This window comes from Flavobacterium poyangense (assembly GCF_011751075.1).
GTDB classification, from domain to species: domain Bacteria; phylum Bacteroidota; class Bacteroidia; order Flavobacteriales; family Flavobacteriaceae; genus Flavobacterium; species Flavobacterium poyangense.
This window is the reverse complement of the sequence record NZ_JAALLN010000015.1, coordinates 33,199-50,098: the sequence shown is the minus strand read 5'-3', so window position 1 is coordinate 50,098 and position 16,900 is coordinate 33,199. Positions and strand designations below refer to the sequence as shown.

General features: G+C 38.6%; 3 protein-coding genes. All 3 read left to right on the top strand.

The features are described 5' to 3' along the window. Positions 1-4 precede the first annotated feature (4 nt). The 3 genes from G3A47_RS18195 to G3A47_RS18185 are packed head-to-tail and all read left to right on the top strand — an operon-like array spanning position 5 to position 16,835. The gene (locus tag G3A47_RS18195) at positions 5-8,809 is read left to right on the top strand and encodes a non-ribosomal peptide synthetase (protein WP_166924923.1); all 8,805 of its coding nucleotides are present in this window, start codon (positions 5-7) and stop codon (positions 8,807-8,809) included. Between the two features lie 11 nt (positions 8,810-8,820). After that, the gene (locus G3A47_RS18190; RefSeq protein ID WP_166924921.1) at positions 8,821-14,412 is read left to right on the top strand and encodes a non-ribosomal peptide synthetase; all 5,592 of its coding nucleotides are present in this window, start codon (positions 8,821-8,823) and stop codon (positions 14,410-14,412) included. 38 nt (positions 14,413-14,450) lie between these two features. Beyond that, entirely contained in the window at positions 14,451-16,835 is a 2,385-nt protein-coding gene (locus G3A47_RS18185) for an outer membrane beta-barrel family protein (RefSeq protein WP_166924919.1), read from the top strand. Positions 16,836-16,900: the final 65 nt, after the last annotated feature.

Sequence of the window (16,900 nt, the reverse complement as noted above, 5' to 3'; positions counted from 1 at the left end):
AAAAATGGAAATAAAAGATATTGCGATTGTTGGATTTTCAGGGGTATTTCCTGAGGCTAATTCTGTAAGTGCGTTCTCTGAAAACTTACGGAATGGAAAATGTTCTATTAAAGAGATTTCAAAAACAAGGCTATTTAATACAGCTATTTCAGATGAACCTCATTTTCGTAAATCAGGTTATTTAGAAGAAATTACGCTTTTCGATTACAATTTTTTTAATGTTGCTTTAGGTGAAGCTGAAGAGATGACCCCTCATCAGCGTCTCCTATTGCATGAAGCTTACAAAACTTTTGAAAATGCAGGATACAGACCCAAAGACCTAAAAGGGTCTAATACTTCGGTTTATGTAGCCAATACCCTGACGAATTACTTCTTATTGGCGCAAGAGTCTTCCCCAACTTTAATAGCTGGTAACACCGCTGCCATGATGGCCAGCAGAATCTCAAGATCGTTTGATTTAAGAGGTTTGGCGATCAATGTAGATACCACCTGTTCCTCGTCCTTAACCGCCATAACCCTCGCCTGCAAAGACATCCAGCTCGGAGAGTCGGATCTGGCATTGGTATGCGGTGCAAACATTGACGCAATTCCCGGACTCAAAGACAATAAAGTAGTACTTGGCGTAGAAGCTAAGAACGAGAGTTGCAATCCTTTTTCAGCCAATGCAGAGGGAACGATGATGGGAGAAGCAGTTAGTTGTATTCTCCTTAAATCAAAGCAACAGGCAGAAGCTGATGGCGATATGATTTATGGCGTAATAAAAGGATTTGCTTTGAATCAGGATGGCGGACAATCTTCCAGCATCATGGCGCCAAGCAGTGACGCTCAGGCCGATGTAATTAAATCAGCACTAAAAAAAGCAGGTCTTTTACCAAATGATATAACTTTTATAGAGGCGCACGGAACCGGTACAAAACTTGGAGACCCTATTGAAATCGCGGGTATTGCAGAGGTTTTTAGCCCCGTGCTTGACAAGGACGAAAAAGTATATGTTTCTGCAGTCAAATCAAATATAGGACACACTGACGGCACTGCGGGAATTGTTGGCGTGATAAAGGTTTTACTTTCTTTTAAATACAATACAATATTTCCATCAGTCAATGCGCTGCCTCTGAGCCCTTTTATTGATTTTGAAAAAGCCAGGGTAAAAGTGGTTACCGATCCTGTAAGTTGGGATGAGGTGCAAAAAACAGCTAAAAAACGAGCCGGTGTTAGTGCTTTTGGCTTAATGGGAACCAATGTGCACCTGATTTTAGAGTCCAGCGATAAAGCAAATGCAACACCTTTAGAGCATGCTCAGGTGTCCTATACTTTATGTTTTAGCGCAAAGAGCAAGCTAAGTTTAATTCATTATCTGGACAGTTTTAGAAGTTATTTAGATGCTACCGAAGATAGTCTGCACGATATTGCATTTACACTCAACAATTATAGAGCGTTGTACCAGTATCGCTATTGGGTAACCGTAAAAAGTAAAGCTCATTTAGCAGAAGTTCTGGCAGAAAATACCAATGAAACTATAACAAACAGTGCCGAATATGTTCAGGAAAACATAGTGGTTTTTGATGATGCCATAGTGGTAAAACAGGAAATACTGGAGCAAATAACCGCTTATGCAGATTATAGAGAGCAACTGGTCAATGATGCCCAAAAATCATTATTTGTGCAATATTTCAGTTATCTGTCTCTTTTAGAATCAGGAGTTTATATCAAAGAGATGATTGGTATTGGCGTAGGAAAATTGATTTTACAAGTGTTAAAGAAAGAGATTTCCTTAGAGGAAGCACTGAAAGTTTTGGGCACCGGTACTCAGGAACTTCCAATCAGCAAAGAGGAATTAGAAATACGTGCAAAAAAACTGGCAGACAGATATCCGGACGGTTTAACTATAGTTGAAGTTGGTTATCAGGGAGCACTGGGGAAAGTTTTTGAGCAGTTGGGCAATACTCGTTTACACTACTTTTTAGTGGGCTATGCGCAACCGTTGTATAAAAATCTTAGTGCCTTATTCCAACTGAATTTTGAGATCGAACCAAGAGTATTCTCCGGCAATGAGCAGTTTACCAGAGTAGAATTACCATCGTATTGTTTTGATAATAAAAGATGTTGGATTCGCTCTACGGCTAATCCGTACAATCCAATTGCGGGCACTTCAGAAAATACAGTATTGTCTGAAGAAGCAGAGCAACTTTCTGTACTGGACCAAATGATCGGGTTGTGGAGTGAAATTCTAAAAACGGAGATGCAGGAAGAGGATGATTTTTTTGAATTTGGCGGACACTCATTAAACGGATTGCAATTAATAAATAAGATCAATAAAAGGTTTTCATTAGATTTTACTATTGATACTTTATTTGATAACGGTACGCCAAAAGAAATGGCGGCAGCAATAGAAGCAGAGCGTAAAGAGCATATCACTTTGCCGGTGAAAAGTGTAATAACAGAGAGTGCGGATGTTATTGAAATCTTGGCAGCTCAGGAGTTTTACGAGGTATCTTTTGCGCAGAAAAGACTTTGGCTATTGGCTAAAATGTCTGATAATACGTCAAGTCTTAACGTTCCTGTAATCATTCAGGTTGAAGGAAAGTTAGATTATCTTAATTTAAACAAAGCCTATCAGACGGTTATTACCAGACATGAATCGCTAAGAACCTCGTTTATTTTTACCGAAGATAAACTGAAACAAAAGATTCATGCTTTCGACGAAAGTCTAAACAGCATAGTGTACGAAACAAAGGAAAATTGGGGTACAGATGCACTAAACAACTATCTGCGTGATTTAATCGTACTGCCTTTTGATCTGGAAAGCAGCAAGCTGATTCGGGCTAATCTGATTAAAATTGAAGAAGATCGTCATATTATCGTCATTGCGTTGCATCATTTAGTTTGCGACGGCTGGTCGGTTACCGTATTTCAGAAAGAATTCTTCAGCATTTACAATACCTTATGTTCACATAAAGAAGTAACGCTGGAGCCTTTAAAAATTCAGTATAAAGAATATGCGGCGTGGCAACTGAAAGAGTCAGGAAAGACAGCCTTTCAGCAAAGCGAATCTTTTTGGCTGGAACAATTCAAGGCGCCATACCCGATGTTGGAGTTGCAATTGCAAAAAAACAGACCTGCAATGAAAACTTATAACGGACATGTAGATTACTTTAAAATTCCGCAGGAATTGGTTGTTTCCATAAAAGAGGTTTTGAAAGAGGAAGGGATCACTTTGGCTATGTTCTTTGGAGGAATGCTAAATCTGTTTTTGTCCAAATTGTCAGGAGAATCCGATGTAGTGCTCGGATTACCCATCACCAGCAGAAGTCTGACACAATTAGAAAATCAGGTAGGGCTTTATTTGAATACAATAGCAATTCGATCCCGATTTAGTGAAGAAATATCGATCAAAGAATTTCTTAAATATGTTGCAAACAATTTTAAATCAGCTTACAAACATCAGGAGTATCCTTTTGAACTTTTGCTGGAAAAGTTGCAGTTGCAAAAGAATCTTAGCCATTCACCTTTGTTTGACATTGTATTTACGGTTCAGAATTTCTTAAATATTGACTTATTAGACAGTCTGGATAATTTGACCAATGACGATTTAAAATTCAAACATTATGAGTTAGACAATCAGTCCGGAGCTCAATTTGACTTGTTTTTTAGATTTTTCGATGCAGAAAACGACTTGTCTTACGAGTTAGAATACAATACCGATTTATTCACCAAAGAAACGGTTGTCAAGTATCATGAATTTTTGGTCAACATCATACAGCAATGTGTTCAGAGCAGTGCATTAAAAATTAAAGATATTTCGTTAACGTCAGCTAACGAATTAAAACAAATTGAAGCGACGGTAAACGGATTTAATGATACGCAGGTTGCTTATCCGAAGGATAAAACGGTGGTTACTTTGTTTGAAGAACAAGTTAAAAGAACACCCGATAATCCAGCCTTAAAAGACGATTTCAAAACCTATTCGTACACGGCACTAGACAAGCTGTCTAATCAGATTGCGGAGCATCTTTTGTCGGTTTACGGTCAGGAGGACAAAACGCCTATAGCAGTTTTACTCGGAAGATCGGCCGATATGGTAGCGGTTTTATTGGGAATTCTAAAAACGGGAAGATCGTACATACCGCTGGATCCTAATTTCCCGAAAGACCGATTAGAATACATTATCGACAATAGTCAAAGTCAAACGCTTATTTACGAAAAACAGTACCGCTTAAGCAGCAGTGATGCGGTAACAAAGCTTGCTCTGGAAGATCTTTTAGAAGTGATTAAGGAGTATGAAGGAGTGGTGTCTGAAATAATTTCGCCAAAAGATACGGCTTATATTATTTATACTTCGGGCTCCACAGGAAACCCAAAAGGAGTAGAAATCGGACATCAGTCATTGGTTAACTTTTTAACCAGTATGCAGAGTGGATTAAAGTTTAGTGCAACAGATATCTTGTTTTCTGTAACCACTTATTCTTTTGATATTTCGATACTGGAATTTTTTACGCCATTATTGTCAGGTGCAGTACTGTATGTTGCACAACAGCAAGTATTGTCCGATGCTCATTTGGTAGTGGAAAAAATAGAAGAAATACAACCTACCATCATTCAGGCAACACCAAGTTTTTACCAAATGTTATTCAATGCGGATTGGAAGGGCAATAAAAACTTAAAAGTTTTGTGCGGAGGAGATTTGTTAAGCGAATCTTTAGCCGATAAACTGGTGCAGCATAGTTTAGAAGTTTGGAATATGTACGGACCGACCGAAACGACTATCTGGTCGAGTATGAAAAAAATAGAAGTTCCTGGAGATGCTTCTAATATAGGAAGTCCAATACACAATACACAGTTTCATATTTTAGATGCCTTCTTAAATCCACTGCCTATTGGTTTTACAGGCACAATTTACATTGCCGGTGACGGATTAGCCAAAGGATACTATAAAAATGAAGCGCTCACAAAATCGAAATTCATCACGAATCCGTTTCAAGAGGGTACTTTGTTGTACGAAACAGGCGATGTGGGGAAATGGAACGCTAAAGGAGAAATTGAATTTCTGGGCAGAAATGACAATCAGGTCAAAATACGAGGCTACCGAATTGAACTGGGTGATATAGAGAATGCTATATTGCAATATTCGGAAGCTTTAAAAGAAGTAGTTGTCGGGGTAAAAGAGGTAAATTCTGAAAAGGCATTGGTGGCTTATTTGGTAGGGACACAAGAAGTTGATAAAACCGAATTGCGAACCTTTCTCCAAAAGAAATTACCGGAGTATATGATTCCGGGATTTTATCTCACCTTGGAGGCTTTTCCGTTAACACCTAACGGAAAAATCAACCGAAAAGGATTACCCGATATATCCGAGCACGATATTGTAAAAAGAGAATACATAGCACCGCGAAATGCCACAGAAGAAAGTCTGGTGGTGGTATGGCAGGAAATGCTGAATGTTGAAAAAATTGGGATTGTAGATGATTTTTTTGCATTAGGAGGACACAGTCTGGTGATGGCACAGGTCATTAACAGGATCCAAAAACAATTGGGACAAACCGTATCGTTTACCGCCTTTTTTGAGAACCCGACGGTAGGAGGTTTAAGCGAAAGGCTGCAAAATAATGCCTATCAGGCCATACCAAAAGTACCGGAAGCTCAGTCCTATCCTTTGACAGCTGCGCAAAGCAGATTGTGGATTTTGAGTCAGCTCCCGGGGGGCTCGCTGGCTTATAATATGCCCGCTGCTGTTGAACTGAAAGGAGTGGTAGATACCGATAAATTTAAGCAATCGTTCCAAGTGTTAATAGAACGACATGAGATATTAAGAACGTATTTTAAAACAACCCGGGAAGGAGAAATTCAGCAATACATAGTGCCGTTTGAAGAAACTGATTTTGTGATTACAGAAAAAGACTTCAGTGTTTCAGATGATCAGGAGAATACCATTGCTGCGTATCTGAAAGAAACCAATAGTATCCGTTTCAATTTAGAGCAGGCACCATTGGTAAGAGCCTCTTTAATTAAAGCAGATAAGGAACGGTATGTATTTTTCTTATCCATGCATCATATTGTTGGAGACGGCTGGTCTGTACAGTTGTTAATTTCAGAGGTTGTAAAAATTTACAATGCCCTGATGTTGGATACAGCAGCAGGTTTACCACAATTAAACATACAGTACAAAGATTATGCGGTATGGCTCAATGATGCCTTGCAGCAGGAAAAACAGCAACAGTCTGAACAGTACTGGCTGAAACAGTTTGAAGGAGAATTACCGGTTCTCGAATTACCAAGTTTCAAAACTCGTCCTGTAATTCAGACCTACAACGGTGATTATAGGATACAACAGTTTTCTGCTTCGTTTTTAGAAAAACTAAAAGCATTTTCGAAAGAACAGGACGTTACCTTATTTATGACTTTAATGGCCGGTATAAATGCTTTGTTGCATCGCTATACGGGTCTGGAGGATATTATAGTGGGAACTCCGATTGCAGGAAGAGACCATCCGGACTTAGAAAATCAAATGGGATTGTATCTCAATACACTTGCGATCCGTACGAGATGGAAAGAAAAAAGCAGTTTTCTGGATTTACTATCCGTTCAGAAAGAAACTTTATTGGAGGCCTATGACCATCAGCGTTACCCTTTCGATGAGCTGGTAGAAAAACTAAAACTAAGAAGAGACACCAGCCGCTCTGCTTTATTTGATGTGTTGATTGTACTGCAAAGTCAGGGTCAACTCAATAATAGCAATAAAGAAGGATTGGCCAATCTGGAAGTCAGCGATTACAATTTTGCCCGAAAAACATCTCAGTTTGACATGAGTTTTACTTTTGTTGAAGGAGCGGGATTAGGACTTACAATTGAGTACAATACAGATATTTATGACGCATATCTGATCGAAAGAATGTTTGAGCATTTTGAAAGCCTGCTGTCTCAATTTTTAGAAAATCCGCAAACATTGCTCACCGCTGTTGATTTTGTTTCCGGGTCTGAAAAACAGCAACTTCTATTTGATTTTAACGATACACAGACAGCTTATCCGTCGAACCAGACAACGATCGATTTATTTAGAGAACAAGTAAAAAGAACGCCGAATCAAAAGGCACTAAAAGACGATAGCAAATCTTACTCGTATGCAGAGCTTGACCATTGGTCCGATCAGATTGCAGAGCATCTGATTACAGCCTATGGCAAAGAGGATAAAACACCTATCGCCGTACTGTTAGAAAGATCGGCCGATATGGTAGTTCTTTTGTTAAGCATATGGAAAACAGGAAGATCATATATACCGTTGGATCCGAATTTTCCAAAAGACCGCTTGGAGTATATCATAGACAATAGTCAAAGTAAGACACTTATTTACGAAAAAGAATATGCTTTAAAAAGCAGTAATGAGGTAACGACGGTAGCGTTGGAGACTATTTTAGAAACCGCTAAGCAGTACAAAGGAGTGGTAACTGAAAAAGCTATCGCATCCGACACCGCCTATATTATTTATACTTCGGGCTCAACCGGAAATCCAAAAGGGGTAGAAATTGGTCACCAATCGTTGGTTAATTTTTTAACCAGTATGCAAAAAGGATTGCAATTTAGTACAGCAGACACCTTGTTTTCGGTAACCACTTATTCTTTTGATATTTCGATATTAGAATTTTTTACGCCTTTATTGTCCGGTTCTGTACTGTATGTAGCCAATCAGCAAGTAGTAGCTGACCCTCGTTTGATTATCGAAAAAATAGAGGAAATACAGCCTACTATTATTCAGGCAACGCCAAGTTTTTACCAAATGTTGTTCAATGCAGATTGGAAGGGTAGTAAAAAATTAAAAGTGCTTTGCGGAGGAGATTTGTTAAGTGAGGCCTTAGCCGAAAAACTAATACACCATAGTTTAGAAGTCTGGAACATGTACGGACCAACCGAAACCACTATTTGGTCGAGTATGAAACAAGTACTGCAGCCCAAAGACGCTTCCAATATCGGAAGTCCTATACAAAATACGCAGTTTTACATTCTGGATCAATTTTTTAACCCACAGCCTATTGGCTTTACCGGAGCGATTTATATTGCCGGTGACGGACTGGCCAAAGGATACTATAAAAATGAATCTTTAACCAAAACGAAATTCATCCACAATCCTTTTAATGAAGGCAGTTTGTTATACGAAACAGGCGATGTCGGCAAATGGAATACCAAAGGAGAAATTGAGTTTTCGGGACGAAATGATTTTCAGGTCAAAATACGAGGGTATCGAATTGAACTGGGCGATATAGAAAGCACGATTTTGCACTATTCCGAAACTTTAAAACAAGTAATAGTAGAGGCCAAAGAAGTAAATGCAGAAAAGGTTTTGGTGGCCTACATCGTATCGGCTTCGGTACTTGATAAAGCCGAACTGAGGGGCTTTCTTCAACAGAAATTACCGGAATATATGATTCCGGGCTTTTATGTTCAATTAGAAGAAATGCCGTTGACGGCTAACGGAAAGATCAATAGAAAGGCTTTGCCGGGTATACTCGAAAATGACCTTATCAGAAGAGAGTACGAAGCACCGGGCAATGAAGTCGAACAAAAACTGGCTACGATATGGCAGGATATCCTGAACATTGAGAAAGTCGGGATCACCGATAATTTCTTCGAATTGGGAGGTACTTCTCTTCAGATTATCAAATTGCATCACAGGATTGATTTGTTGTGGCCGGGCGTACTGAGCGTTCCGGATTTGTTTGAGTTTAATTGTATAAGAGACATAGCCCAGTATGTGTACAGAAATGGGGAACAGGTCACTTTAGAAGCAGAAACAGAAGAAATGAAATTTTTTGAAATATAATAAGCAGGCATATGGATATCGCAATAATCGGATTAAGTTTAAAATGTGCCAATATCAGTACATTAGAACAATATATTGAGCTTTTGAGAAATTGTGGTGTGAAGACAATTCAACCCACAGAAGAGCGAATTGTAAATTCAAAGCTTTTAAGAAAAGAATCCTATCATCCTTATGGATTTTTGGACCGGGTAGATCTGTTTGATCACGATTTTTTTAATTTATCAAAAGCAGAGGCCAATACAATTGACCCTAACCACAGGATGATTCTGGAAGTCATCTGTGAAGCAGTAGAAAACAGTGGATATAATCTCGAAGAGCAGACTTTCAGATCGACCGGTTTGTTTACTTCATTTCCTGCGACGGTTTATAATGTACTTTACCAATCTGAAAATAAAGGATTGGATTTTGTGGGAGGAATACCTTCAATTGGAGGAGGAAGGGTAGCCAATATTTTAAATATCAGAGGGCCGGTAATGAATATCGATACAGCCTGTTCCTCTTCGTTGGTGGCGGTACATGAGGCGCTTCAGTATTTAAAGCGGGGAGAAATAGAAAAGGCTATTGTTGCCGGTTCTCATATCAGGTTTATGTTCAGTGAAGCCAATAGTCTTGCGAATGACCCGATCATGGCGGCTGATGGAATTTGCAGAGCCTTCGATGATCTTGCTTCCGGGACCTCGGGAGGTGAAGGGGTCGCTGCTATTATCTTAAAACCATTAGAGCAGGCCATACGAGATCAGGACAATATTGTCGGGGTACTAAAAGGCTCGGCCATTAATAACGACGGGAACCGATCCAGCAGTGTAACAGCACCCAGTCCTGTGGCGCAAAAAGAAGTAATCCTGACTGCCTGTAAAAATGCGGGTATTCCCGTAGCATCAGTCGGGTACATCGAAACGCACGGAACCGGAACAAAACTGGGAGACCCTATTGAATATAAGGGAATAAAAGATGCTTTTTCATCACAGACCGAACCTTATGCGGTGCGATTGGGAAGTTTAAAACCCAATATCGGACACCTGGATAATATGGCAGGATTATTTGGTCTGTTAAAAGCAGTTGCCGTACTCAAAGAAAAAGAATTTTTTCCGCTGGCCAATTTTACAAATGCGAACAGATTTATTGAGCAAGAGCAGCATGTAGTACTTCAGAAAGAAGGGAACCCCTGGATTAGTGCGATCAGCAGAAGAGCAGGTGTGAGTTCGTTTGGATTAAGCGGAACAAATGCGCACGTAATTCTCGAAGAGTATGTGCCCAAAGAAAAGCAGAATCTAAAAAACAATAATAAAGACAATTGGTTTAAAATAGCGGCAAAAAGTAAAAAGGCATTAAAGCAGTATATTGACAATATACACTATTTTGTTTCTGAAACGACCAATATTGAGGATCTGGCCTATACGTTAAATAACGGTAGAGCAGACTATAAATACCGATTGGCAGTAAGCGGTGACAACATAGAGCAGTTAAAAGAATCGCTTTCAGTTCAAAGGGAGAAATGTGATAATTTAAATACAACGAAATACAGTAAAATTGCGCTGTTGTATCTTTCAGATGATCTTGGGAATATTGAAAACGCCTTAGGTTGCGTTGCATTTAACGATATTTTCCGGGCTAAGGAAAAAGAAATGGAATCCGGCACCATTAAAGCTGCCGTTGCTCAGACATTAGCATTTCAGACGGCGTTGTTCCGCTATCTTTCAGAAAAAGGCTTTGTGATAGATCAATTGATCTGTAACGGAAATGCAGCAAAAGTTTCTAAGGCTCTTATTGAAGGAAAGAGCAGTATTCCGGTAGATTTAGACTTTGAGGAGAAGGCACAGCTGGATTTTGAAAGACTAAAAGTATTGGCTAAAAACTGCAACGAAAACAACATCTTATTACTGTTGGCAGGGAAGGGAACTTTGGTACAAAATATCCTTGCTATATTAGAAGAAGAGCAAATTCCGGCTACTGATGTGGTACAACTCCTGTCAGACAAAAACTGGAGTGCGTTGTGGAGTACCCTATACAACAACGGGCTGTCATTTGACTGGAATAAATTTTATCAGAATGAATCGTTCAGTAAAGTGGCTGCGCCAACCTATCCTTTTGAGAAGATATCCTGCTGGAATGAGATAGAAAACCCTTTGGTCTTTCAAAGTACTGAAAACAAAGCAGCCAATCCGGAAGTAAAATCCCTCTCTGAAAACAGGAACGAGGAAGAAGTGGTTATGGATATTCTGAAAGAAGTTTTACAGAATTTTGAGATTAAAGGTACTGATGATTTTTTTGAATTGGGAGGGAATTCAATAGTAGGAATTCAATTCATCAACAGAATAAACGAACTTTTTGCTATAAAAATCATTTTTGATGATTTGTTTGAGTGTTATGAAATAAATGACATTATCGCACTGGTAAAGAAGGAAATCCTTAAAAAAGAAAATACTGCCGTGACCCCTAAAGAGGAGCATGTGGTGACAATAGACAGATTTGAAGCCTCCAATTCGCAAAAGCGAATGTGGGTCGAATCACAGTTTGACGGATCTTTTTACAATATTGATTTAACCTATAGTGTAAACGGACCGGTAGACACCACTGTTTTTAAGGAGACATTGGTCGAATTAATAAAAAAACACGCCTCTCTGCGCTCCTTTTTCTTTCTGGATGGAGACGGTACTATACAGCAAATAGCCGGAGATACTAATGCCATTAACATTGATGAATTTTTTGTTCTTGAATCCGAAACGGAAGTTTCAGCTGTAGAAATAAAAAAAGAAGAGGCAAAAAAATTCAGGTTTGACTTAGAAAAAGGACCATTGTTTAAGGCAACCTTACTACAGTCGGATCAGGACAAGTATAAACTTATTTTTGTTTTTCACCACATTATTTTTGACGGCTGGTCCGTAGGAATTTTTGTCAAAGACTTTGTGACCATTTACCAGCAAATTCTAAACAAAAACTATACTCCCGAATACAACAAAAGTGATTATTTAGAGTATCTGGCCTGGCTAAAGGAAAGTTTAGCTCCTGAAAAAATGGAGTCCTGCCAATTGTATTGGCAAGATAAATTAAAAGACATTAACTCCAACCTGCAATTAGGCAATCCAAACCCGGAAACAGATAAAGGGGCAAAAATAAAATATGTGATAAACGAACAGCTGCGAAATAAGCTGAATGATTTGGCAGGTAAGAACCGAACCACATTGTTTGTGGTCTTAATGGCCTCAGTACGAGCCTTTCTGTATCGGGTGTCTCAGGAGAATTTTGTGATCGGAACACCAATCTCCGGACGCGTTAAAAAAGAGTTTGAATCGACTATCGGGATGTTTATCAATACCTTGCCTATCTACGTCGAAGTAGACCATGATAAAAGTTTTACAGCCTGTTTGTCTGAAGAAAAAGCAAGCATAAATAAAGCTCTAGAATATCAGATCTATCCTTACGACAGAATATTGAATGATTTGAAAGTGGTTAACAAACAAGCCTTCTTTGATGTGCTTGTCGTGCTGCAGAATCAGGACAACAGAGCGGGACTGCTTAGCAGAGGCGACTTGCCGTTTGATATTGTTATGGACACCAATCTGGCAGAGCAGCTTTCGAGATTTAACATGACATTTAATTTCTACGAGGCCCCGGATTTTATAGAGCTGGAGCTGGAATACAAAACAGCTGTATTTGGTTCTGCATTTATGGATTCGTTATTGGATTCTTATTTCTATTCGCTGGAACAGTTTATAGCATTGCCGGAGGAAAAGATTTCTCAACATTCCATGTTAAACGATAAACAACACAATCAGATCGTAAATGAATTTAACGAACTGAAAAGGGATTATCCGGCAGATAAAACGATGATAGACCTGTTTGAAGTGCAAGTCGAAAAAACACCGGATAACATTGCTGTTGTATTTGAAGACAATGAATTAACCTATCGTGAACTTAATACACTGGCCAACCAATTAGGTCATTATCTAAGGGAAAAATACACGATAAAACCCGAAGATTTAATCGGAATCAGACTGGATCGAAGCGAGAAAATGGTGGTTGCTGTCTTAGGTATTCTAAAATCGGGAGCGGCTTATGTGCCGATTGATCCGAATTATCCACAAGAAAGAATCGAATATATAGAGAAGGACAGTGATGCTAAAGCTGTAATTGACGAAAACAGTTTAGCATTATTTTTAAGAGATAAGAATGAATATGCGAATACTAATCCTGAGAAAATCAACCAGCCGCATGATTTAGCTTATGTGATCTATACTTCAGGTACCACCGGAAACCCAAAAGGGGTAATGGTTGAGCATTTTAGTGTGGTTAGCATTGCGGAAAATTGGAGAAAACATTACGAATTAGATCGCTTTGAAGTCAATCTGCTGCAATTGGCCAGTATTTCATTTGACGTATTCGTGGGAGACGTTTGCAGGTCTTTGTTAACGGGTGGTAAAATGATAGTATGTTCCAACGATATCAAACTAAATCCCGAACAGCTTTTTGAAGTAATGGAAGCACAAAAAGTATCCATTTTAGAGGGAACTCCCGCTTTGTTATTACCGTTAATGGAGTTTATAAAAAGTGAGGAGAAAGATTGCAGCTTCTTAAAACTGTTGATTTTTGGTTCAGACAGTTTTAACAATAAAGACTACAACGACTTAAAGGACCGATACGGAAACACGATGAAAATCATCAATAGTTATGGTGTTACCGAAGCTACTATTGATTCAACGTATTATGATGATTATAAAACGGAGCTGAATGGAGTTACACCAATTGGCAAACCCTTTTCGAATACCGAAATCAAAATACTGGATGGCTATCAGAATTTAGTGCCTCAAGGCGTGATTGGCGAAATAGTAATTGGAGGTGACGGATTAGCACGTGGTTATTTTAAAAGGGATGATTTAACGGCGGAAAAGTTTGTAACAGATCCGTTTGATGCCCAAAAAAGAATATATAAAACCGGAGATTTAGGAAGATGGTTGCCCGATGGCACTATCGAATATCTGGGCAGAAAAGACAATCAGGTAAAAATAAGAGGCCACCGTATAGAGTTGGGCGAAATTGAAAATACCATTTTGCAGTTTTCACCCATTTTAAAACAAGTAGTGGCTGAGGTGAGAACCAATAAAGGCGAAAAAGTATTGGTTGCTTATCTGGTAGCTGAAGCTGAGGTAGATAAATCGGCTTTAAGGGCTTTTTTATTAGACAAGCTGCCGGATTTTATGATTCCCGGGTTTTATCGCATTCTGGACGTATTGCCTTTAACGCCTAATGGAAAAGTCAACAGAAAGGCACTACCGGAGATTTCTGAGGAAGATATCGTAAAAAAAGAATACATCGCGCCAAGAAATGAAACCGAAGAGAAGTTAGTTGCGATCTGGCAGGAAGTCCTCGGAATTGATACTATCGGTATGGCAGATGATTTTTTTGAATTAGGAGGGCATAGTTTAAATGCAACGAAACTCATCAGTATTATTCACAGGCAATTTGATATAAAATTATCCATAGTCGATTTGTTTGACTATACCACCCTGGAGAACTTGGCATTGTTGCTGGAAAACACTATAGCCTATAGTACCTGCGAGAAAGGGGATGTCTCTGTTGAAGAAAGTGAAAATTTCACTTTGTAACTTTTTTATCTAAATATTAATATTTTAAAAAATTAAGAATGAATCGTTTATTATTTGTTTTATTTATGTTGAGCAGTGCATTAAGCGCCCAGGTCAAAGTTTCCGGAAAGGTAGTTACAGTAGAAAGCAGCCCTCTGGAATTTGCTGAGGTTACCCTTTTTTCAGACAAATCTGTTCCCGTGATCAATCAGTTGACCAATGAAAAAGGGGAGTTTCTTATCGAATGTGAGAAAGGGACCTACAGACTGGAAATTCGTCAGCATCAGGAACTTTTACATACTTTGAATATAGATGCAAATTCGGATTTTGATGCGGGAACGATCAAAGTAAATGTGACAAATGTACTAGAAACCGTTGTCATTTCTAAAGCTAAAAAAGTGGTGGAAAGAAAAATTGACCGACTCGTTTTTAATGTCGAAAACACCATCAGTACCGTAGGGGGAGATGCATTGGATGCCATAAAAATTACACCGGGAATGCAAGTCCGAAACGACAATATTATGATGGTCGGCAGAAGCTCTGTAAGAGTTTTGCTCGACGATAAATTGCTTGAATTAGGAGGTGAGGAATTAGCCAATTTATTAAAATCAATTCCGGCTGACAATATTAAAAGTATTGAGGTAATAACGACTCCACCGGCTAAATATGATGCCGCAGGAAATAGTGGTTTAATCAATATTAAACTAAAAAAAGCTAAAAAAGATTTAACGAGTCTTTCATTAGGAACTAGTTACCTGCGCCGTCAAAGTGATGATGAAGGCGCTGTTACGAGTAATTTCATGTACAATAGAGACAAGCTGAGTTTAACAGCTTCGGTAAATTACAGAAAAGGAGGAGAAACTTTTAACTATACTGATTTAATACATTTTCCGGACGAATTATGGAACTCGGATCAAATTTATGCAAGAGATTACAAAAGAGCCAACGGAGTGCTGAATATCGAGTATGCGGCTAGTCCAAAATGGATCACAGGAGTTCAGTACATTACCAATTTTAATCAGGTAGAAGGCTTAAGGACTGGAAATACTGTTGTTAACGACTATGATTCAAATGCGGTTTTAAAAAATGTATTATCAGATACAGATGTCGATCAGAAAGCAACCTTTCATTCGCTAAACATATTTAACGAATTTAGATTGGATACAATTGGGAAAAAAATGATTGTCAATCTGGATTATTTTAAATTCGGTAATACAGATACCCGTCCTTATGACGGAACCATAACCGAGTACAATCCGTATTCGAGACAATATTTCAGAGGGATTAACTCTAACGATCAGAAAACCACCAATTTTTCAGGTAAGGTTGACTTTGAGCTGCCTACAAAAGCAGTAAACTGGAGCTTTGGAGGAAAAGTGACTATTGTAAAAACAGCCAATGATCTTTCTGCCTTCAATAGCGGATTGGTTGCTGCACCGGTACAAGATATGCCACGAACCACGAACGAATCCGAGTACGACGAAAACATACAGGCCGTTTATTTTTCCGGAAATAAAAAATTTAAAAACAATCTCGAAGTGCAGTTCGGTTTACGATACGAAGCCACACAAACCAAGTCATTTAATGCCAATTTAGCTCAATCTGTGACAAATAATTACGGAAAACTTTTTCCTACCGTTAATATTTCCTATAAGGCAGGAGAAAATTCGACCTGGGGATTCAATTACAACAGAAGGATTGTGAGACCAAACTTTGCCGAACTAAATCCCAACGTAACTTACATTAATCCATTCCTGACGATTGAAGGAAATCCTTTTTTGAGACCTTATACAGTTGATAATTTTGAGTTGAATTATGCCTACAAAAAACTCGAAACGAAATTTTATTTCAATATAGAAGACAACGCCTACAATCAGATCGGTTTTCCCGATTCCGGTACGTATAATGTGCGTTTGACCAATAGAAATATGGTTAACATCAGAAGATATGGAATATCGGAGCTTTACATTTTCGATAAGTTGAACTGGTGGAGCAGTTACACCACCTTTGATTTGAGTTACTCTACTTCTGAAACGATTAACATACCGGCCAAAGGAGTAGACGGCTATTACATTAACTTTTCTACGAATAATGATTTTATTTTAAACAAAGAGAAAACCTTGTTGTTTAATTTGTATTTCGAGTGTATGCCTGTAGGAACCTGGGGGATAAACCGTTTAGATTTATCAAGTTCAACTTCGGTTTCGCTTCAATATCTGTTACTCAACAAAGACTTAAGAATTACGCTGAGAGGCAACAACATCTTCAAAACCGATCAAATGAAGTTTAATTCAACCGTAAACGGGGTATACAGAGATGCGAACTATTATACAGATACCAGACTGGTACAACTTTCTGTGAATTACAAATTTGGAAACAAAAAGGTAAATGTGAGAAAAAGAGACACCGGTAATATGGATGAAAGAGCCAGAGCAGGAAATTAAAGTTATGGGCAGCAGCCCTTTTTATGCTGTGTCAGTGAAAAAACAAACCAGTACTCCTTACGAAC

Excerpts from the sequence above, each read along its gene's own strand:
- G3A47_RS18195 (WP_166924923.1), top strand. The coding sequence starts at position 5 with ATGGAAATAAAAGATATTGCGATTGTTGGATTTTCAGGGGTATTTCCT.
- G3A47_RS18190 (WP_166924921.1), top strand. The coding sequence starts at position 8,821 with ATGGATATCGCAATAATCGGATTAAGTTTAAAATGTGCCAATATCAGT.
- G3A47_RS18185 (WP_166924919.1), top strand. The coding sequence starts at position 14,451 with ATGAATCGTTTATTATTTGTTTTATTTATGTTGAGCAGTGCATTAAGC.